The sequence below is a fragment of the Gordonia sp. Swx-4 genome (assembly GCF_030316175.1).
Classification (GTDB): Bacteria; Actinomycetota; Actinomycetes; order Mycobacteriales; family Mycobacteriaceae; genus Gordonia; species Gordonia alkanivorans.
In genome coordinates, this window is record NZ_CP128197.1 from 1,306,393 (window position 1) to 1,326,511 (window position 20,119).

General features: G+C 66.5%; 19 protein-coding genes and 1 pseudogene. 5 read left to right on the top strand and 15 right to left on the bottom strand.

Features of this window, described 5'->3' with window-relative positions; all coding sequences use genetic code 11:
* Positions 1-108 precede the first annotated feature (108 nt).
* A pseudogene (locus PWF70_RS06000) lies at positions 109-1,079 on the bottom strand (IS3 family transposase); the annotation flags it as partial.
* On the opposite strand from PWF70_RS06000, the gene PWF70_RS06005 reads away from it, so the two are divergent.
* Positions 1,078-2,379 carry a DUF222 domain-containing protein gene (locus PWF70_RS06005; protein WP_230461908.1) on the top strand — a complete coding sequence of 434 codons (1,302 nt, stop codon included), beginning with the start codon at positions 1,078-1,080 and terminating at the stop codon, positions 2,377-2,379. The pseudogene PWF70_RS06000 and the gene PWF70_RS06005 overlap by 2 nt on opposite strands.
* 36 nt (positions 2,380-2,415) lie before the next feature.
* Here PWF70_RS06005 and PWF70_RS06010 read toward each other — a convergent pair whose 3' ends face one another.
* The 8 genes from PWF70_RS06010 to PWF70_RS06045 all read right to left on the bottom strand — a co-directional run bounded on the left by PWF70_RS06010 (position 2,416) and on the right by PWF70_RS06045 (position 11,913).
* Positions 2,416-3,186, bottom strand: coding sequence for a DUF6928 family protein (locus tag PWF70_RS06010; protein WP_035750952.1), 771 nt, complete (start codon positions 3,184-3,186; stop codon positions 2,416-2,418).
* A 3-nt stretch (positions 3,187-3,189) separates the two neighbouring features.
* Complete coding sequence (gene sepH / locus PWF70_RS06015; RefSeq protein ID WP_035751322.1) at positions 3,190-4,287, bottom strand: septation protein SepH; 1,098 nt, start codon at positions 4,285-4,287, stop codon at positions 3,190-3,192.
* 232 nt (positions 4,288-4,519) lie between these two features.
* Positions 4,520-5,665, bottom strand: coding sequence for a phosphoserine transaminase (gene serC, locus PWF70_RS06020; RefSeq protein ID WP_075863653.1), 1,146 nt, complete (start codon positions 5,663-5,665; stop codon positions 4,520-4,522).
* A 168-nt stretch (positions 5,666-5,833) separates the two neighbouring features.
* Entirely contained in the window at positions 5,834-6,751 is a 918-nt protein-coding gene (locus PWF70_RS06025; RefSeq protein ID WP_042378529.1) for a type IV toxin-antitoxin system AbiEi family antitoxin domain-containing protein, read from the bottom strand.
* A 168-nt stretch (positions 6,752-6,919) separates the two neighbouring features.
* Positions 6,920-7,603, bottom strand: a complete 684-nt coding sequence (locus PWF70_RS06030) for a hypothetical protein (RefSeq protein WP_231380815.1) — start codon at positions 7,601-7,603, stop codon at positions 6,920-6,922.
* A gap of 197 nt (positions 7,604-7,800) precedes the next feature.
* Positions 7,801-9,924 (bottom strand): TPR repeat domain-containing protein, encoded by a 2,124-nt coding sequence (locus tag PWF70_RS06035; protein WP_279941283.1) that lies wholly within the window; start codon positions 9,922-9,924, stop codon positions 7,801-7,803.
* A gap of 238 nt (positions 9,925-10,162) precedes the next feature.
* Positions 10,163-10,486: an invasin gene (locus PWF70_RS06040; protein ID WP_081724778.1), complete on the bottom strand. Its 324-nt coding sequence runs from the start codon at positions 10,484-10,486 to the stop codon at positions 10,163-10,165.
* A 299-nt stretch (positions 10,487-10,785) separates the two neighbouring features.
* Entirely contained in the window at positions 10,786-11,913 is a 1,128-nt protein-coding gene (locus tag PWF70_RS06045) for a citrate synthase 2 (RefSeq protein ID WP_075863655.1), read from the bottom strand.
* 166 nt (positions 11,914-12,079) lie between these two features.
* On the opposite strand from PWF70_RS06045, the gene pdxH reads away from it, so the two are divergent.
* From pdxH to PWF70_RS06060, 3 genes are all read left to right on the top strand, one after another.
* A complete protein-coding gene (pdxH, locus tag PWF70_RS06050; protein WP_281430958.1) occupies positions 12,080-12,775 on the top strand; it encodes a pyridoxamine 5'-phosphate oxidase in 696 nt (231 codons plus the stop codon).
* Between the two features lie 89 nt (positions 12,776-12,864).
* On the top strand, positions 12,865-14,133 hold the full coding sequence (locus PWF70_RS06055) for an MFS transporter (RefSeq protein ID WP_035750961.1): 1,269 nt from the start codon (positions 12,865-12,867) through the stop codon (positions 14,131-14,133).
* Between the two features lie 44 nt (positions 14,134-14,177).
* Complete coding sequence (locus tag PWF70_RS06060) at positions 14,178-15,251, top strand: isopenicillin N synthase family dioxygenase (RefSeq protein ID WP_035751328.1); 1,074 nt, start codon at positions 14,178-14,180, stop codon at positions 15,249-15,251.
* A 103-nt stretch (positions 15,252-15,354) separates the two neighbouring features.
* Here PWF70_RS06060 and PWF70_RS06065 read toward each other — a convergent pair whose 3' ends face one another.
* The 6 genes from PWF70_RS06065 to PWF70_RS06090 all read right to left on the bottom strand — a co-directional run bounded on the left by PWF70_RS06065 (position 15,355) and on the right by PWF70_RS06090 (position 19,077).
* Complete coding sequence (locus PWF70_RS06065; protein ID WP_286352893.1) at positions 15,355-16,476, bottom strand: oxygenase MpaB family protein; 1,122 nt, start codon at positions 16,474-16,476, stop codon at positions 15,355-15,357.
* A 45-nt stretch (positions 16,477-16,521) separates the two neighbouring features.
* Positions 16,522-16,791: a DUF4235 domain-containing protein gene (locus tag PWF70_RS06070; RefSeq protein WP_006361235.1), complete on the bottom strand. Its 270-nt coding sequence runs from the start codon at positions 16,789-16,791 to the stop codon at positions 16,522-16,524.
* A gap of 23 nt (positions 16,792-16,814) precedes the next feature.
* On the bottom strand, positions 16,815-17,072 hold the full coding sequence (locus tag PWF70_RS06075) for a DUF3618 domain-containing protein (protein WP_006361234.1): 258 nt from the start codon (positions 17,070-17,072) through the stop codon (positions 16,815-16,817).
* Positions 17,073-17,468 (bottom strand): phage holin family protein, encoded by a 396-nt coding sequence (locus PWF70_RS06080; protein ID WP_035750963.1) that lies wholly within the window; start codon positions 17,466-17,468, stop codon positions 17,073-17,075. It lies immediately after the preceding gene.
* Between the two features lie 71 nt (positions 17,469-17,539).
* Positions 17,540-18,412: a 5-oxoprolinase subunit C family protein gene (locus PWF70_RS06085; RefSeq protein ID WP_035750965.1), complete on the bottom strand. Its 873-nt coding sequence runs from the start codon at positions 18,410-18,412 to the stop codon at positions 17,540-17,542.
* Positions 18,409-19,077 carry a 5-oxoprolinase subunit B family protein gene (locus tag PWF70_RS06090; RefSeq protein WP_006361231.1) on the bottom strand — a complete coding sequence of 223 codons (669 nt, stop codon included), beginning with the start codon at positions 19,075-19,077 and terminating at the stop codon, positions 18,409-18,411. The genes PWF70_RS06085 and PWF70_RS06090 overlap by 4 nt, the downstream gene beginning before the upstream one ends.
* Before the next feature lie 58 nt (positions 19,078-19,135).
* Here PWF70_RS06090 and PWF70_RS06095 point away from each other — a divergent pair, with 58 nt between their 5' ends.
* Positions 19,136-20,074 (top strand): carbohydrate kinase family protein, encoded by a 939-nt coding sequence (locus PWF70_RS06095; RefSeq protein ID WP_006361230.1) that lies wholly within the window; start codon positions 19,136-19,138, stop codon positions 20,072-20,074.
* The last annotated feature ends 45 nt before the right edge of the window (positions 20,075-20,119 follow it).

The following is a 20,119-nucleotide window of genomic DNA, read 5'->3' on the forward strand; positions in this document are numbered from 1 at the left end:
CACTGCCGACGAACCCCCGTGGGCGCATCGCTGGTCTTCTTGCTCCAGTCTGCTGTAGCCAAAGCCAACACCTCCAAGATCAAGGTGTTGCGACGACCAGTTGAATTCACCCTGACTACCGGCATCCGAATGATGAATCAGCTCAGCAGCTTTCACCGGATGCCCTTCCCGATTCCGCTGTCACAGTGCCATCCGAAGCGGGACCGTCACCAGCTCCACTGTCTTCGATGTCGATGCGTGCCACGCCACGATTCGGCGCGAGAACACGTCGATGATGAACACCACGTACACCCACCCAGCCCATGTCCGGCAGTACGTGAAATCGGTCACCCAGACCCGGTTGGGTTCGGCGGCACTGAACTGTCGGTTCAGCAGGTCCTCCGCGCGTACACCATCAGCGGATCTGACGGTCGTGCGGACTCCCTTGGACCTTCGAATTCCATTGTGGCCTAACACTTTCATCGCTCGATCAACGGCGCCATAGGACACCCCAGGCAGGGTTGTCCGGTGCAGATGGGCGCGCATCTTCACCCGCCCGTAGAGGCCCTCCGGAGTCATCTTCCGCCGGCCGTCGTCATCGGTGCGCCAGACGACATTGCGCACCGCCTCGACGACGTGAGCATCAGAGACGGTCCGTGCGGCAGGTGCCCGGGTTCGCCACGCCCGGTAGGTTCGTGCGGCAACCATGCAGCCCTGCTCCCGCAAGACCCGGCAGATCGACTCGACCGCAAAACCGTTGGCGCGCATCTGATCAATGAACGCCACGATCATCGGTTGCGGGGGTCGAGTTCCCCCGCGAAGAAAGTTGTCGCCGCTTTCAAAATGGCGACGTCTTCGCGTAACTGCTTGTTCTCCGCCTTGAGTCGCTTGATCTCGGCGGACTCCTTCGAGGTGGTCCCCGCGCGGGCGCCGGCATCGACCTGTGCCTGCACTGCCCACCGACGTACCGTCTCCCCGCCGACACCGACCTGCTTGGCGATCGCTTCGGCAGCGGCAGTCAACGACGTGTACTCGCCGCCGTGCACCTCCAGCAACCGCAAGGCCCTCGAACGGACCTCCGGATCGATTTTCTTAGGCATGAGCTCATCCTTCCTGACTCAGAAGGAAGCGGCATCAAACCAGGGGTGGTTCACAGAGGCATTGGCCGACGGCAAGGTCAGCACCTCCCACGTCCGGGCAGTACTCGACGTCCTCGACCAGATCCCACACGCCGTCGACCACGACGTAAAGGTCGCCGCCGAACGACAGATGGCCGAGATCGCCGTCGACCACACCCCCGCCGACATCACCGCCCTCGGTGCACGACTGCTGGCCCACCTCGACCCAGACGGCACACTGACCGACGACACCGACCGCAAACGTCGCCGCAATCTGTCGGTCAACCGGCAACGCGCCGACGGCACCGCCAAGATGACCGCCAACCTCACCCCCGAACTCCTCGCCCGCATCACCATGCTGCTCGCCGTCTGGGCCAAACCCGGCATGAACAACCCCGACGACCCCGACTCCCCCCACGGTTCCATCGAGGACGCCGACCCCGAGGCGGTCGAAGCCGCAGCCGCACGCGACGACCGCACCCCCGCCCAGCTCAACCACGACGCCCTCAACGCACTCCTGAAAGCCGTGTTCGACGACGGACTCCTGGGTAAGAGCCACCGCGGGTTACCCATCCAGCTGATCATCAAAGCCGACGTCAACGACCTACGACGCGAAGCCGGGTTCGCCACCACCGCGACCGGCACCCTGATCCCGATCACCGACCTCGTCAACATGGCCGCCGACACCCAGCCCTGGCTGGCGGTGTTCAAAGACGCCACCGCAATCCCGCTCTACTTCGGACGCGGCAAGAGGTTGGCCACCCGTGAACAACGTCTCGTGTCCTTCGCCCGACCCGACGGCGAGGTCTGTTCCACCCCCGACTGCGGCATATCCGCCGCGCACGTGGAAATGCACCACGCGCAACTGGATTGGGGTCTCGGTGGACTCACCGACATCACCGACCTCGCACCGGCGTGCCCGAAACACAATCGGATGGTCAGCAATGAACCCGGCGGCTACACCACCCGCATGGTCCGTGAAGGTCCCGACGAAGGCCGCTGCGCCTGGCGGTTGAACGCCGAACCCGGCGCACCACCCAACCCCGAGCGCATCAACCGGCGACCCGACATCCCCCGCCGGTTCGCCGAACAACTCAAACAGGTACGCAACGAGATTCACGGACCAGACGAGCAGTCCGGCGATGGAGTGCGCCTTGTCGCACGCAGGGTCATCGACTATCGGCCGGCGAGGCCGACTGCCCGCAAGCTGTCGAGCTCCGAGCTGTCTGCTGTCGAACTGGAACTGGCGGCACTCCTCGGCAAGGTGACGTTGTACGACTGAGGGCGACAAGTCGTCCGGGAACAGAAGCCACCCGGATCAGAAACCGAAGTACTCCCGGAATCTTCCGCGCTTGCGTGGCGTGCCCTCGTGCGCGGTGCGTTCCGCACTACGCGCGGCGGTGGCTCTGCGGTAGTTCTCGAAGTCGGCGGCGGTGGGTTCGTACTCCGCGGGGTGAAGCGCGAAGCAGGTGACGGTGATGTCGGCCGGGTCGAGGTCGGTCGGCGCGAGGGGATGGGTGTAGCGGAACCCGAGCCAGGACCGGTTGGCCTCCTCGGCGAGCTGCGCCGGGTGGAAGGGCAGCGCCATCCCCTGGTTCGGCACACCCTCGGCGTAGGTGAGCGGGTATTCGCCGCCCCAGAACGGCTTCTCGAAGGTGAACGGGAGGCCGTCGTCCTCGTGGATGGTCACCGGGTCGGCGGAGAACGAACGTCGAAGTGAACCCGACTCCCAGCGGGCGAACGCACCGAACGACGTCTCGGGTTCGGTGTACAGCAGCGTCGTCACCGCACTCGGTCGGACCGCGGCCAGCGTCCGGGTCAGCGTCGAGGGGGTCGCCGTCTCGAACAGCGAGCACGAGATCACCGCGAGCGAACCGTAATAACCGGCGTAGACGTGGTGATCCTTCGCGGCGGCCGCGGTCGCGAGGTCGGTGTCGACGAGCGGGACGAGCACGCTGTCGCCATAGATCTTCGTCGCAAGCTGCTGGGCGTGCTGATGATCGTGCTGCTGTGCGCGCACGATGGTTCGTAGGTCGTCGGCCGGGTCAGGGGAGTCGATGAACCAGACGGTGGCCGCGCGTGCCGACATCGATCAGCTGTTCCCGTTGCTACGTACGCCGAGCAGGACGTCCTCCCAGGCGGGCACGGCGGGCTTGCGGGTCTTCTTCTTGCGCGGACGGTCAGCATGGGCCGGTCCGGGCTCGCCGGACGCAGACGATTCCGACGGATCGTGAGTGCTGTCCTCGGCGGTCGCCGGGGCGGCGTCGGCTTCGGTGGTCTCCCGGACTGCCGATTCGGCGGGCTCCTCGTCGTCGACGGCCCGTTCGACGGGAGCTACTTCGTCGGGAGCCTGTGTGTCGGGAGCCTGTGCGACGGGAGCCGAGATCGGGGTGACCGCAGCCGGCGGAGTGTGCGCGTCGGTCTCGTCGTCGAACCCGAAATCGAGGGGGACGGTGCCGTGGTCGTCGTGCGTCGCGCGACGTTCCTGCCGCGCACGCTGCGCACCGATGAGGGAGTTGGCGTCGATGGTGACTTCCTCGCGGCCGTCGGACGTGGTCTCAACGGCGACCTCCGGTGCGGCGACCGGCGTGAGCCGGCGTCGCGGCGCGATCGTCTCGGGGTGGGTCAGTTCGTCGGCGAGGTCGTCGAGCGGGTCGACTGTGCCGCCGTGGGTGCCGGGCTGGTAGCGCCAGTGCGCGAGGTTGTCGGTGCGTCCGACGCTCCAGGCGACCTGCACGACCCAGTAGCCGCCGTCGTCCTTCCAGGCGTCCCAGTCGGCGTCGGCGGGGTTGTGGCCGTATGCGACGAGCCCTTCCGCCACGGATTCGGCGAGGGTCGCGACGGCCGGGCCGTCGTGCCGGATCGGGTGGGCGGCACCGGCGAGTTCGCTCGCGCGGCTGCGCTCGAGCAGCACCGGGTGGGCGAATCGTTCGATCTTGTCCACACCAACCCCGGCCGCGGCGGCGACCTCGGCGACGGAGGCGCCTGCGCGGATGCGTGCCTGGATCTCTCGTGGCCTCAATGCACTTTCCATCTCGATCTCGATCTGTCCCAGCCTGGTGATGTCGCCGCGGGCCGCGGCGCGAAGGCGTTCGTCGGAGGCGATCCGGAATTTCTCACCCGATTGAGGGTCCTGGCAGATGACGTGGGAACCGTCGGTTTCCACCCCGACGACGCGGAGCTCACGCATCTGCTCCTCCTCCGGTGGGTGCACGCATTGGGGTCACATTAACTCACCGATCTGCCGATTCACTGTGGGACACGCGGTAAAACCGCAGTTCAGAACGCGTGGGGCCGCTGCGACACCAGCGATGGGTGCGTCGTATGTGGTCTGTGTTGTCCAGGCTACCCGCTGGCCCGAACGCCACCGGCGCGTCGACCCGAAGGTGCGACGCGCCGGTGACGGTTGGTTCTGGCCGAGCTCAGAGGCGCTCGACGATGTAGTCGATGCAGTTGGTGAGCCTGGTGACGTCCTCGGGATCGATGGCCGGGAACATGCCGATACGCAGCTGGTTGCGGCCGAGCTTGCGGTACGGCTCGGTGTCGACGACGCCGTTGGCGCGCAGGGTCTTGGCGACCGCGGCGGCGTCGACGTCATCGTTGAAGTCGATGGTGCCGACGACCTGGCTGCGGTTGGCCGGCTCGGCGACGAACGGCGTCGCGTACTCGCTGGCCTCGGCCCACTGGTACAGGCGCGAGCTCGAATCGGCGGTGCGCGAGACGCACCAGTCGAGGCCGCCGTTGTTGTTCATCCACTCGATCTGGTTGGCGAACAGCAGCAGCGAGCCGACTGCGGGGGTGTTGTAGGTCTGGTTCTTGCTGCTGTTGTCGACGGCGGTCGGCAGCGACAGGAACTCGGGGCACCAGCGGTCGGTCTCGGCGATCTCGGCGACGCGGGCGAGGGCGCGGGGGCTCATCAGCGCGACCCACAGGCCACCGTCGGAGGCGAAGCACTTCTGCGGCGCGAAGTAGTAGACGTCGGCGTCGGCGACGTTGACGGGCAGGCCGCCTGCACCCGAGGTGGCGTCGATGGCGATGAGCGCGTCGTCGGAGCCGGCGGGGCGCACGACCGGCACGGACACGCCGGTCGAGGTCTCGTTGTGGGCCCATCCGATGAGGTCGACGCCGCCGAAATCGTCAGCGGTCAGTGCGGCCGGATCGGGAGCGGTGCCGGGATCGGTGGAGATGACCGCGGGCGAGTCCAGGAACGGCGCCTTCTTGGCTACGGTCGCGAACTTCGACGAGAACTCACCGTAGGTGAGGTGCAGCGAACGCTGCTTGATCAGGCCGAACGCGGCGGCATCCCAGAAGGCGGTGGTGCCGCCGTTGGAGAGGACGACCTCATAGCCCTCGGGCAGCGAGAACAGGTTGGCCAGACCCTCACGGATCGAGCCGACCACGTTCTTGACCGGTGCCTGCCGGTGGCTGGTGCCGAACACCGATGCGCCGGTGTCGACGAGGGACTGCAACTGCTCGGGGCGCACCTTCGACGGTCCGCAACCGAAGCGGCCGTCCGACGGCAGCAGGTCGGCGGGCAGGGTGATGGGTGCGGTTGCGGTATCGCTCATGGCGTCAATTCTAGGGTTGTGGCGGAGGCCACCTTCGGGCCACCTCGGCTTACGCGATCCCGGCCGTCCAGGGATTCGCCGATTTCGGGCACGTGTGGGCTTGTCTTTCCCGAGAATCGCTACTTGCGCCCAGGGGCGCTGGATGGAACTCGCGCTTCTGATTGCAGGTCAAGATTCTGTGGGCGCCGGAAACACCTTGGCGTCGAGCAGGGCGTCGAGGATGAGCTTTCGAAAGTGCATGGGCTTCAGCAGGTCGTCCCAGGTCCAGCGCACGACGATGCGTCCGGTCCGTCGTATCGCGTCTTCGCGACGCTTCTCGGCGAAGACCGTCTCCGACGCCGACGTCCCGAACTGTCCGGAGTACTTGACCCTTCCGTCGAACTCGCCGATCACCTTGTCCTCCCAACCGAAGTCGCCGCGTGCGACAAACCGGCCCGCGTCGTCGAGGACGGTGACCTGGAGGTCGGGCGGAGGGATACCGAGGGTGAGCATCGTTGCGCGACTGAATGATTCCCCGACGGACTCCGACCTCCCATCAGCAACGGCAAGCGCCCGACGCAGGCAGGCCACGCCTTTCATCCGGGTTGCAGATGCGGCGAGCTCGCCGAGGTCTGCGGCATCGACGCCGAGCCGCAGTCCGCTGTCGAGGCAACACACGGCCTGTTCGAAGGTGCCCCGTCGCGCGATGTCGGCGACCGTGCGTGCCGGAGTCGTCACCCGCACGCCGTCGACGACGGTGACGTGTTCGGGCAGGAGCTTGTGGCGGTGAAGGTGGATCTTCGCGCCGGCCCGGCCGGTCTTGGCAGTGGTGAAGTGGACCTTCGTCAGATCGGGGCGCAGGAGTGGAATGCCGTGCAGCGCAGCGGCTGACTGATGGCTGACGACGCGTTGCTCGCCTCCGACCGTCGCGGCGCCGATGACGGTGAGGCGGTACTTCTCGGTCGCGTCGTCGGGCGTCGGCCCGAGATGTACCGCGCCGCGCCAGACGCTGGTCAGGGTCCCCTCGTCTTGCCGTAGCTTGAGTTCCTCGTTGCCGAGGACCGTGCTCAGTGCGGATCGTCGCACGACGGGGTTGTCGGAGGTCATGGGTCCGATGGTGCCCCGACCTCCGCGTCTTGCCGTCGTGTCGGGCCTGGTTGTGGAGGGTTTCCGGCGTTGTCCACATCTCCGCCGCTCCCGCAGAATCGCGACTTGAGCATAGATGCGCCAGCTAGAACTGGCGCTGCTGCACTGGAACCAGCGACTCTGTGGAGGCTAGGGGGAGGGCCAGGCCGGGGTTTGAGGGAAGGTCGGAAAACCTCGCTCGCCGAACATCCTCGGTGTCAGGGTTGCGCTCCGGCCGGTCGAGGTGAAGGGCTTCTGTCCGGAAAAGGCGGGGACCTGGTCGACGAGTGATGCTGCCCATCGGGCGCAATCACGATTGTTGGGCGGACCCTCGGCAGGCTGCGGAGTGCCCCAGGGGACAGCGCGGAACTTCCACGGGTAGAAGACGTCGAACTGGGGTGCGCGCGTACCCGACCCCGGCCGAGCTGTCCGGTTCACGTTCCTTCTGGGGTCGATTGACCCGTCGGGCAGGTCGGCGGTGAAACTGAATTCCTGCGCGGTGGCAGAGGTGGTGTCGGGTTCATGTGTCTCGACTTCGGCGCGCCCGATTCTGGTGTAGCAGCCCCCCGCTGAGATGGTTTTGTCGGACACGATGAGTTCTGTGATGCGTGCATACAAGGTGCCGTAGTAGGCCGGAAACGTGGCTTCGGGTCGTTTCGTGGCGTAGAGGCAACCGACTTGGTTCTCGAGGCTGGGTTCGGGGGCCGCGGCGACTGCGCCCGGGTAGACGTTCGGACGGCCGAACACCGACAATTGACAGGACTCCAGGTATGCGCGTGCCAGCTCGGCGGGCCTGCTGTGCAAGTCGATCGGTTCGGCGGCTGACCAGACCACGCTGTAGGGTCCGGCGAGGCCGGCGGGGTATTGGTAGTCCTGAGGGGCGACAGTGCTCAGCGTTGTCGATTTCGCTGATGTGAACGCATTCTCGGCGGGGGTGCTCGCAGTGGAACAACCGGCTACCGCAAGTGTCAAGACGGCGAGGAGGACTGAGGCGGTCCGTCTGATTGTCATTTAATCTGAGCCATTCAGGATCATGTCGTCATAGTTGTCAGGTCGGTGGGGTCGAAGTTCATCCGTCCCTGATGGTTTCCAGTACTCGTACCAGCCCGCAGTGACTCCAGCAGATCGTCATCGCCGAGAGCGCGTTCCATCGCGCTCAGCAGTTCGCCGCTGTCACCTTTGTGCTCGGAGAGAATGTGCGCGAGTGGCTTGAGTTGTCCGTCTTCGCGATACCAAGACTCCGCGAGGGCGCCTGGTTCAGGCGCAATTTCGAGCCCGCGCAGGGCGCCATAGACCAGGTGCATCTCGTCTTCCGCTGCGGTGCCACCGCCGCCAGCGACTGTCGGAGGTCGAAACGGGACGTCCCCGGGTGATTCGGCGGGAAGGAGCCACGGGGTAGCGGCAGTCCCAGCGGCGCCGACTCCGATTGCGGCAGGGTGAGGAACAGCAGTCAAGCCCGCCGACGCAGAACTGACGATGTTCCGGACTTTGGTGTTCGCATCGTTCCGCTCGTCTGTGTTGGCATCCTCATCACGTTGCAGGTCGTACTCGGCGCCATACAGACCGGACTGCCCCAGCGCCCTCAGGTTTGCGCTGAGCTCGGCTAGTGAACGAGCGCGGTGAGGCTCTGAGGCCGCCAGTTCGCCGGCGGTGGCGCCGTTACGAACGGTTTGGTCGAGGATGTCTCGGTACAGGTCTGCTCCAGCGCCCGTCCCATCGGGATTCTCGGCCGTGGGCTCACCGTATGTGTTGTCGCTGGCGATCAGCGTGAACAGTCGCGCGGTTCGACGCTGCATCTCATCGGGTGGGATGTCCGGATCGAATCCGGAGTGGCCGTACACGGCCGAATCACCACCGGCGAGGATGTTGAGGTATGGGAGCGAAGCCTCTCGCAGGGCTCCCGCAAGGTGCGGGTTGATCTTTCCGATCGCATCACCCGAGGAATTCGCGTTCATCAGATCGGAGAAGGTGTTGTCTCCGCCGGTGGACGTCGTGCAATCGAACAACCCGCTGAACGCACGGTCTGCGAGCGCTACGTTGGTCGGATTCCCGCTTCCCCCATAATCGCGAATCCAGTCGACCAGGCTCCCCGCGGCAACGCCCCCGTCATTCCAGTCGTGCCTGAAGGCGTAGCCGACCATGTCGTCGCGGTCGAAGTCGACAAGCGCTGTCCCATCGGCGTACTCGCCGGTGAGGAACGCAGTCGCCGCAACCTGGCTTCGACCGCCGACATCTAGGAAACGACGGATCGTTTCCTCGTACTTCGATCGTGCGGCGTCCGGAACATCGTGTAGGTTGCCGTAATTGCTTTCGGGTGCCAGGAGGCCGCTGTCCTCGGCGCTTCGGCTCGCGCCTCCGGCCGCCTTCCGTATGAGCTCGGTGCCGAACCGTTCCCCGGGAGGCGCGGATCCGCTGTTGCCGATGAGTCCAGCGAGTGGGACATCGATGTCGCGGATCCGTTTGCCGTCGTTCGAGTTGTAATTCTCCGACCAGTCGCGAACCCACGACGGTAGGTACTGATAACCGGCGTTGTTTCCGACGTTCTCGTTCGAGAGCGTGACCAAACCTTGGCCGAGGGCCCTGGACCATGAAGCGCCGTCAGGCGTTTCCATGCCGTCGAACTTCGACTTCAGGCTGAACAGTTCGTCGGAGTCCAGGTTCCCGTAGAACATGTGCAGGTATTCCTGCACTCCCGCAGGGACGTCGGTGAGTTTCTCGCCGTTGAGTAGTTGTTGAATCTGATCTTCGGAGAGTCCGGCGGCGCGCAGGTTGCGGCCGACGAACGCGGCTTCTTCGTCGGTCCAGCCGTTCTCGGCCAGGTCGGCGTCCCGGCGACCGTCCTGCGCGCTGATGGTCAGCGCCGGCGGTGCGACGGTGTTGAGCGCATCGACGGCCCCCTTGATCAGGGCGGCGTGGTCGGCCGCCGTCGTCGCCAGTTCGTCGGCCTTGGATTTGACGAAGCTGGTCATCTGACGTTCTCGCTCGGCGATCTCTGCCGGAGTCAGGTCGTCGTCCTCTTTCGGGACATAACGCATCGCCCAGGTGGGATCGGTGTCGCTCACCAGGAAACAACGCTGCAGGGTTGCGCCTAGGAGCGCGCCGTTGACGACGGCCTGCGAGGTACTGATCGCCTCGGCGGCGTCGGTGAGCGCCACCTGGAGATCGTCGACACCGTCCGCGACCTTCTTCGCCCAGGAGGCTTGGTCGGCGGCACGCCAATTCGCTGCGTCTCGCGCCTGGCCTCCCATGAGGTGCTCGGCATCTGATCGACGGTTGAGTGAGCCGCAACGGAATTCTCACGGATGTCAGTGGCAAGAGTTGTCAGAGAATGCTCCGCCATGTCCCAAGGGTTCCACGAATCCATGATCGCCTTGGTCAACGGCAGCGCATCGCTCACTGTGGGAACTCGATGCCGGGGAGGGTCGACAAGTTCTGGAACTTCGTCGCATTCCCCTCGTCCGCGCTCTCGGCGATCGTGCGAGCGGCGCGAACCGCAGAGGCGAAGGTCTCCCACTGCCCCGACACCGCAGTCTTGGACTGCTTGACCATCTTGGTTGCGTCAGCTGTTGCCGCGACCAGAGGAGAGTTCGGCATCGCGGCTGCCACATCGGCGGACAGGTCGGGGCTCGGCGCGGATTCGATGAAAGCCGACATACCCTCGAGCGCCCCGGCGATGCTGTCCATCGCACCGGCGTCGACCGTGAATTCCCCACTCACTTTCTCCCCCAAACGTCGTGCATACGGCGTTACCCACGCAAGACTTTACGATGCCGCAGGCCGGCCGGCTGAGAGGCATCCACAGGCGGCGTCGGGTGGCCGTTGAATCTCATCGTGCTTTTCAGATCCGACGATCCGTTCGATCGTCTCGACGAACTGATCGAGGAATACCTAACCGCTCTGCGGGTTCGACTCCGAGAAGGCGACTGGGCCTCCGCAGGACGTGATGGCCACGACGTTGAGCGGGTTCTCCTGGCCGCCAGCGCGCGACAGTAACGGGCAGTCGGTTGCTGCGGCGGCTAAAGCCCCGGCTTCACCAGATCACCCCAGCCGGCGACGTCCTCGGGACGGCGGGGTGCGGCGCCGGTGTAGATCGCCGCAGGGCGGACCAGCTTGCCGAGGCGCTTCTGCTCCAGGATGTGGGCACACCAGCCCGCGGTGCGCCCGCAGGTGAACATCGCGGGCATCATGTGCGGCGGGACCTCGGCGAAGTCGAGGATGACCGCGGCCCAGAACTCGACATTCGTCTCGATCGCGCGGTCGGGGCGTCGTTCGCGAAGTTCGGTGAGCGCGGCCTGCTCGAGCGCGGCGGCCACCTCGAAACGCGGTACCCCGAGTTCCTGGGCGGTGCGTCGGAGCACGCGGGCCCGGGGGTCCTCGGCGCGGTACACGCGGTGCCCGAAGCCCATCAGCTTCTCCTTGCGGTCGAGGATTCCCTTCACCAATCCTCGTGCGTCACCGGTGCTCTCGACCTCTTCGATCATCGGCAGCACGCGGGCCGGCGCACCACCATGGAGCGGTCCGGACATGGCGCCGATCGCTCCCGACAGCGACGCGGCGACGTCGGCGCCGGTGGAGGCGATGACTCGTGCGGTGAAGGTCGACGCATTCATGCCGTGCTCGGCGGCGCTGACCCAGTAGGCGTCGATGGCGGCGACGTGCTTGGGGTCCGGGTCGCCCTTCCAGCGGGTCATGAACCGTTCGGTGACGGTGGAGCATTCGTCGATGACGTGCTGCGGGACCGCGGGCTGATGGATGCCTCGAGCCGACTGCGCCACGTAGGACAGCGCCATCACCGATGCGCGGGCCAGGTTTTCGCGAGCGGTCTCGTCGTCGATGTCGAGGAGCGGCTCATAACCCCAGATCGGGGCGAGCATCGCGAGTGCGGCCTGCACGTCGACGCGCACGTCACCGGTGTGGATGGGCAGCGGGAACGGTTCGGCCGGGGGCAGTCCGTCGCCGAACTTGCCGTCGACGAGAAGTGCCCAGACGTCGGCGAAGGTCACTTTGTTCTCGACGAGATCCTCGATGTCGACGCCGCGATAACGCAGGTTGCCGCCGTTCTTGTCGGGTTCGGCGATCTCGGTGGTGAAAGCCACCACGCCTTCGAGACCTGGGACGAAATCCTCGGGAACCGCGTTGGCCATGACAACCACCTCACTCCAGACAACTGTGTCCTGCAATCACGTGCGTCGATCCAGATCGAACTGTAGATCAGCACGACACCCCGCGTGTATCAGGGAGTGACGATGTCGGCGGAGTAAATTCAGGCGAGTGTTGGAGAAACCGCTCGATCCGATTGATCTGCCGAACATGCGCGTCGGCTACGGCGGAGGTATTCCGCCCAACATCGGAGAGGGCGATCGCGCGGCGGGAGCAGACGGAATTCGCGAGAACCTCGACCCCAGCTGGCTCCGCGGCGACCCGCCGTGGCTCGACTTGTTCAGTGTCTGGCTGAAGGAAGCGCTCGACGCCCGGATCGCCGAGCCCAACGCGATGGTCCTGGGTACCGCCGACGCCGACGGTCGGCCGTCGACCCGCACCGTGCTGTGCAAGGGTGTCGACGCCAACGGGGTGGTCTTCTTCACCGGCTACGAGTCGGACAAAGGTCGGCATCTGGCCGACAATCCCTACGCATCCGTGACATTCCCGTGGATCGCGTTGGAGCGTCAGGTCCATTTCCGCGGTCCCGTCGAACATCTCAGCGCCGAGGAGACACAGGCCTACTGGGAGCTCCGGCCGCGCGGCTCGCAGTTGTCGGCCGCCGCGTCGGATCAGTCCCGGCCGATCGGCAGCCGCCTCGAACTCGAACAGAAGGCCGCCGATCTGGCCGACCGGTACGGCGGATTCGACGCCGGCGACGAGATCCCCGTCCCGTCGGACTGGGGTGGCTATCGCATCGAGCCGGTGGAGGTCGAGTTCTGGCAGGGGCGGGCGAACCGCCTGCACAACCGGGTGCGACTCACCCACGTCGACCACGAATGGCGAATCGAGCGGTTGCAGCCCTGAGACGGGTCCACTGGTGATTCCCGGGGGTTCGTGGCGGCCCGGCGGACCGGACGGAGGTCACACCCGAGGGGCCTCCTAGCATCGTGAAAATGTCACGGCTCCTCGCAGACACGACGCCCCTGCGGAACCGGTATTTCCGACGGCTGTGGATCGCGAACATCGTCACGGTCATCGGGGCCCAGCTCACGATCATCGCGGTGCCCGCGCAGATCTACGAGGTCACCGGCAGCTCTGCGTACGTCGGTCTGACCGGCGTGTTCGGGCTCGTCCCGCTCGTCGTGTTCGGGCTGTGGGGCGGTGCGCTCGCCGACGTCGTCGACCGTCGGACACTGCTGGTCGTCACCACGATCGGCCTCATCGTCTGCAGCCTGCTGTTCTGGGCGCAGGCCGCGGCCGGCGGCGACAACGTGTGGATCTTGTTGGTGCTCTTCGCCGTTCAGCAGGCGTTCTTCGCGGTGAACCAGCCGACACGAACGGCGGTGCTGCCGCGCCTGATCGACGCCAAGGACCTCCCCGCGGCGTTGTCGCTGAACATGACGGTCATGCAGGCGGGCGCGATCGCCGGGCCGCTCGTCGGTGGCGCGCTGATCCCGATCCTCGGCTACTCGTGGCTCTACTTCGCCGACACCCTGTTGCTGTTGCCGACACTGATCGCGGTCGTCATGCTGCCGTCGCTGCGTCCCGAGAGCGACGCGGCACCGAAGGTCGCGGGCCTGCGATCGGTCATCGAAGGTCTCCGATACCTGACCGGCCACAAGATCCTGATGGCGTCCTTCCTCGTGGACCTCATCGCGATGATCTTCGGCATGCCCCGTGCGCTCTTCCCGCAGATGGCACACGAGAACTTCGGCGGGCCCGAGGGCGGCGGCATCGCCTTCGCCCTGCTGTTCACCGCGATCTCGGCGGGCGCCGTGGTCGGCGGCATCTTCTCGGGCTGGGTCACGCGCGTCGAACGGCAAGGTCTGGCCGTCGTCGTGTGCATCATCATCTGGGGCCTGGCGATCACCGGCACGGGCATCGCGGTGTCCTTCGCCGACGGCTCGACGATGCCGATGCTCGTCGTCGCGGTGGTGCTGCTGATGATCGGCGGTGCCGCCGACATGGCGTCGGCCGCATTCCGGCAGACCATCCTGCTCGCGGCGGCCAACGACGAGGTGCGCGGACGCCTGCAGGGCGTGTTCATCGTGGTGGTCGCCGGCGGACCCCGCATCGCCGACGTCGCGCACGGCACCGCCGCCGCATCGATCGGCGTCGCGGCGGCAACGGCTTTCGGTGGCGTCGCGGTGGTGATCGCGACGATCATCGCGGCGCTGCTGATCCCGGCCTTCGTCCAGTACCGGGCAGGTCAGCGCACCTGACCTGTTCGACCCCTGGCCAGCGGTTTCGGCGTTTCGGTGTCACCATTGACGCCATGACCGCCGCCACCGAGGGTTTCGGAGTGCCGATCATCGACATCTCGCCCTACATCCGCAACGGTGACCCCGCCGATCGGGCCGTCGTCGCGGCCAAGGTCGACGCCGCCGCCTGCTCGGTGGGTTTCATGCAGATCGTCGGCCACGAGATCCCGTCGGCGGTCATCGAGGAATTCACCGCGGTCATGGACGATTTCTTCGCGCTGCCACTCGAGGTGAAGAAGGCTTACCGCACGCCACCCGAGATCAATCGCGGCTATGCGCCACCGAGATCGGAGTCCTTGTCGTTGTCGCTGGGCGTCGAGCAGGCGGACCGGATGAACGACTTCTTCGAGGCGTTCAACGTCGGCGTCGAGGCCCGCGAGTACCCCGACCTCGCCCTTCCCGAGGACCATTACGCCGCGAACACGTGGCCGGCCGTCGACCATTTCGAGGCGGCGGTGTCGGCGTACTTCGCCGAGGCACGACGCGTCGCGCACACCCTGACCCGCATCTTCGCGGACGCCCTCGACCTTCCTGCCGACTTCTTCGAGGGCTTCACCGACCACTCGCTCGACGTCCTGCGAATGAACAACTACGCCCTCCCGCCCGGCGAGATCGAACTCGACGGGGAGCTGACCGGAATGGGGGAACACACCGACTACGGCATCGTCACCGTCTTGTGGGCGGACCAGGTGAAGGGTCTGCAGGTTCTCGACCGTCAGGGGCGATGGCACGACGTCAGTCCCGAAGACGGTGCACTGCTGATCAATCTCGGGGACCTGATGGCCCGCTGGACCAATGAGCGGTGGATGTCGACGCTGCATCGGGTGAAACCGCCGATCGTCGACGGCTCGATCGAACGTCGACGCTCCGCCGCGTACTTCCACGACGGCAACATCGACGCGATGATCGCGACCCTGCCGTCGTGTGTCGGTGCGGGAAGCCGGTATTCGCCGATCACGGTCGGGGAACACATCGGTGCCAAACTCGCCGGATCACGGGCCGGACGGCCGAACCCGTACGCCCAGCGGGAGGCGGAACGAGTGCGGCACGCGATGCGTCGGGGACTGGGACAGCAGTAGACGACAGTTCCCGCTCACTCAGTCCGTTCCCGCTCACACGAAGGGCGTGAGCGGCAACGGAACTCGTGAGCGGGAACCGCCCCCGACGACAATAGTGAAGGACTCAGTCCGAGGTCAGCACCGTCGGATAGGTAGCCCGACGAGCGGCGGTCACCGGGCAGTAGTGCATCGGATTGTCGCGCTGGTCCAGCGGCGGCAGGTTGCGCTTGGGCGTGTGGACGATCGGTGCGTCCGTCGCGACCTTGCCGTTGACGCGGTCCCAGGCGTCGCGCGGCCGCGGGTGGCGCAGGAGGCGTTTCGGCAACATCTTGTGCATGACGAGGTTGATGCCCTTGCCCAGCAGGCGGAATCGACGCTCGTCCGCATCAGTCCACTCGAGCCCGAGGATCTCGCGGATCGGCTCGTCGTAGAAACCCGTCGTCAGCCACATGAACAGCTTCTGGTTCTGCGGGACGAGGTAGCGGTCCCAGACCGACTTCGGGACGAAGCTCAGGAACGGCGGCGGCGGCAGCTGGGTGATGTCGAGGACGGTGCGTACCGAGACGTGGTCACGAAGAACGTTGCGGCACATGTAATCCCAGTACTCGAGGAAATCCTCGTAGGTCTCCGGGACGGGGCGCATCGAGACACCGTACTGCGCGTACCAGGCCTTGGACTCCTCGAACAGCTGACGTTTCTGATCCTCGGTGAGGAACGGTCCGAGCCGCTCACACAGTCGGACGTTGCCGTACCAGAACGTCGCGTGCGCCCAGTAGAAGACATCGGGATCGAGTGCGTGGTACCGCGATCCGTCCTCCATCGTGCCCTTGACCGTCTTGTGGTAGTCGCGCACCTCGAGACCGGTTTGCGCGCCGGGGACGACGGAATCGAAGACGACGCCGCTGATCGGGTACAGCGACCGCATGAGGCGCTGCCAGCGTTCGCCGAAGAAGTCGGAGTGGTCCCAGACGGCCGCACCCAGCTTGGGGTGCATGTTCTGGATCGAGCCGGCCCACAGCCCTTGGAACATGCCGGTCCAGGTGCCCCAGATCTGCCAGGTCAGCGAGTCCGGACCGAGCGGTTCGTACTCGTGCGCGGCTTTGACTCCCGAGGCGTTGATCTCGTAGCCGTCTTCCGACAACTGGGCATCAGGGGAGTGCCCGGCCGGGCAGTCGGCCCCGGCCGGCCCGGAGTCGGTGGCGTGAACGGGACAGGTGTTCTGTGCGTCGTTCAGTACCTCAGTCATGAGACAGAACCCTAGGTTCGTCTCAGGTGGGTGTCAACCATTCGCCTAGTCGGGGTTCTCGTGTGTGACCGCCTTGTAGCCGCGTGCTCCGGCCCGGTCGACGGCCGCGCGGACCAGCCCGAAGACGAGTCCCTGCAGCGCAGCGGCGGCCAAGACCTCGACATTGCTGCGTTCGAGGTCCTTGGGGTCGGGGGCTTCGGCGTCGTCGGAGATCCGCTTCCAGATCTGACCGAAGACGGCCCCGGCGGCGATACCGCCGAGCACGCTCGTCGCCAGGGAGAGCGGTTTGTAGAACGTCTTGGACACGGCACTCATGTCGTAACTCCTTGTGAGTCGGGTCAGCGGCGACGGCGTTTGACGACGATGACGGTTCCGATCGCGAGAACCGCGGCCACCGCGACGCCGATCAGCGTCGTCCGGTTCTCCTCGGCCTTCACCTTCGCGGTGTGGGCGGTCTCCGCGGCAGCCGTGTTCACCCGGGCCGGAACGTCGAGCTTCGCGGCCAGCGCATCGACCGTCTCGGCGAGTTCCTCGCGCTGCTGTTCCACCAGCGGCGGGTCGCCGGCCGGGTTCCGGTCAGGTTGCGTGTCACTCATCTACAGGTGCTCCTTCACGGTTGCGATGTCGCGCTGGACGCTTTCGACGGTGTGCTCGGGGGCGGGCGGGACGGCCGATTTCGCACGCTTCGCACCGATGGCCGCAGCCGCTCCGCCGATCACCAGCAGCACCACGCCGACGATCACCGCGGCCAGCCACGCCGGAACCGCGTTGGCCAAGCCCAGGACGGCGGCCGCGACCAATGTTCCGAGGCCGAACAGCACCAGCAGGGTGCCCGCGCCGGATATCCCCGCGCCGACTCCGATCCGGGTGCCCTTGCCCTTCATCTCCGCCACCGCATGCTGCAACTCGGTCTTGACCAGGGTTGTCGTCTGACTCTGTAGGCGCTCGATGAGTTGCACGGTCGACAGGTCGTTCACTGAAGGATCGCTCACGTTGGTACCTCCATTCGGGGACGTCCCCCGCGTTCCCTGCCGTCCGCGGTCCCAAACCTGAGCGCCGGACGCTATCGCCGCCGGAAGCGGACCTCCGAACCGGGGACGAGCTGAGCCGCGAGATCGACCGCGGCATCGGTCAGAACGGCCACGACGGGATAACCGCCGGTGACCGGATGGTCGGCGAGGAACAGCACCGGCCGCCCGCTCGGCGGCACCTGCACCGCCCCGTGTGCGACGCCCTCCGAACGCAATTCGCCGGCGTCCTCCCGATGCGTCAGCAGGGGGTGCGACGATCCCGAGGCGCGGTCGATGCGCACGCCGACGCGGTTGCTGTCTGCGCCGACGACCCACGTTCCCGAACGCAGATTCGCGGGAACCGCCAACAGCTCGGCGCGTGGTCCCTCGTCCACCTCGAGTACGACGACCCGCGGATGCGTGGTGTTCGACGGCGCCGACTCCACCGGGGGCCATTCGCCGGCGGCACGACCCACCTTCACGGTCACGTTCGCGGTGAGCACCGGAGGCCCCAGCCCCGACAGGGTGTCGGTCGACCGAGACCCCAGAACCGGCTCGACGTCGAACCCGCCGCGGACCGCCAGGTAGTTGCGCAGTCCCCACGCCGGTGGGTCGACGGCCAGTTCATCACCCTCGTGCAGCACGACGGTCGCGGCGAGTCCGACCGGAATGCCGTTGTGACGCACCTCGGTGTGGGCTCCGGTCACCGCGGCCAGTACGTCGCCGTGCGCGTGGATGCGCAGGCCGCCGAGGGTCGTCTCGATCGTGGCCGCCGATTCGTCGTTGCCGACGAGACGATTGGCCAAGGTCAGCGAGCCGCGATCCGCGCCGCCGGACGCGGGCACCCCGAGATGCGCGTAGCCGGGGCGGCCGAGGTCCTGGAAGGTCGCGAGGGGGCCGGTCGCGAGCACGGTGACAGCGGTCATCCGCGGTGGCCCGTCCCGGCGTCGACGAACCGCACGATCCGCCCGGTCGCGAACAGTGCAGGCGGGTCGGCCTTCTCGTCCCACAGGCGAACATCGGTGCGGCCCAACAACTGCCATCCACCCGGACTCGCCTTCGGGTAGACAGCGCTGTAACCGGCGGCGATCGCCACCGCACCTTCCGGAACGCGTGGACGTGCCTCCGCGCGCCTGCCCACCGCGTCGAACGGGTGCGGTGTCGGCCCGTCGGCGACCAGATATCCGAACCCTGGTGCGAAGCCCATGAACTGCACTCGCCAGCGCGTGCTGCAGTGCAGGCCGATCACCTCGTCGGCCGAGATGTCCAGTGTGTCAGCGACATCCGCGAGGTCCTCGCCGTCGTAATGGACGGGGATCACGATCTCATCGGCAGATCCGGTACCGCGATCGACACCGGAACGTCGGCGGCGCAACGCCCGCCGCACACCGAGTTCGTCGACGCCGCGACCGGGCCGGGCCTGCACCAACAATGTGTGCGCGCTCGGCACCAGGTCGGCGATCTCCGGCAACTCTCCTCGGTCCACCGCATCACGCAGGGCGACCGTCGCGTCGAGCACTGCGGCCGACGGGGACTCGTCGGCCGAGAAGTCGAGCACGACCGCATCAGGGCCCGCCGGCAACTCACGCATGCACCGAATCTACCGCCGCGGGAATGGCAGACTGTGTCACACAGAGAAGAGGGGTCCCATGAGAGAGATCGTCGTCTGCGGCGAGGCGCTCGTCGACGTGGTGCAGGAGAAGGCGGCATCCGGCGCGACGCTGGCGCCGCTGCAGCCGGCGCTGGGTGGCGGGCCCTTCAACGTCGCGATCACCTTGGGACGCTTGGGGAGTGCCGTGTCGTTGCTGTCGGCGGTGTCCACCGACAACTACGGCCAGGCGATCGTCGGCGCACTGCAGGGCGCCGGGGTGGGCACCGCGATGCTGCAGCGGCGTGAGGAGCCGACGTCGCTGGCCCTGGCCACCATCGCCGACGACGGTTCCGCGCAGTACTCCTTCTACGTCGAGGGCACCGCGGATCGCGCTGTCACCGACCCGGGTTCGCTGGCCCCGACCGTCGCGGCGGTGACCTTCGGAACCCTCTCGCTCGTGCTCGAACCCGGTGCGACCGTTTACGAGGACCTGATGCGGCGTTGTCACGCCGAACGCCGACTCGTCGTGCTGGACCCGAACATTCGCTCGGTCGTCATCCCCGACGCCGACGCCTACCGGAGCCGTTTCCGCAGTTGGATGCCGTCCGTCGACGTGGTGAAGCTGTCCGACGAGGACGCCGCATGGCTCGGCGAAGGCGCCGGCGGGAGCAGCGTGAAGGACTGGCTCGCCGACGGTGTCGCCGCGGTGATCACCACCGCCGGGGCGTCCGGGATCACCGTGACCACCGCGGATGACGAGGTCACCGTGCCCGCCCGGGATGTCGACGTCGTCGACACGATCGGGGCCGGCGACAGCGTCCTGGGAGGCATCGTCCACCAGCTCGACCGTCTGGGTGCGCTGTCACCGCGTTCCGTTCGCTCACTGACGACCGATCAGTGGCGTGAGGTCGCCGAATTCGCAGCTCACGTCGCTGCGGTCACGGTCTCGAGGCCCGGCGCCGACCCTCCTTGGGCAAGCGAGCTGAGAAGCGACTAGTTTGTACCTGTGTGTCCTATCCGGACACTGTCAATACTCTGATCT